General features: G+C 71.2%; 1 protein-coding gene. It reads right to left on the bottom strand.

Translation table 11 applies throughout. The features are described 5' to 3' along the window. The coding region (locus RB628_RS41775; protein ID WP_318325815.1) for a hypothetical protein at positions 1–193 on the bottom strand (193 nt) is incomplete at its 3' end. Between the last annotated feature and the right edge of the window lie 130 nt (positions 194–323).

Here is a 323-nt window from a genome sequence, read left to right as displayed (position 1 = left end):
AACGCTGGTAGAGGTACATGGCGGTGTCGTCGGTCTGCCACCCGCGGTCGGCCAACGCCCCGGCGGGGCTGCTGGGCTGGTGGTGGGGGCCGGCGTGCAGGAAGTCGCGATGGTTGCTGGGCAGGCCCTCGGCGAGCGCGGTGGTGAAAGCTGAGGTGATCTCGGCCGGGTGTTCCTGCTGAAGCTGGCCCACCAGAGAGGTGTGCCGAGCGGCTCGCGGCACTGGGTGGCCTTCCATCCGCCGTACCGGCTCTCGGGCAGGTAGGCGACCTGCGCGTCCTGGCGCGGGCTGGTGAACATCAGGCCGGTGGCGGTGGTCGCCT

Origin of the sequence: Streptomyces sp. ADMS (assembly GCF_033441795.1) — a bacterium.
Lineage (GTDB): Bacteria > Actinomycetota > Actinomycetes > Streptomycetales > Streptomycetaceae > Streptomyces.
The sequence above is the reverse complement of the archived record's forward strand: the minus strand, read 5'-3'. Positions and strand labels throughout refer to the sequence as shown.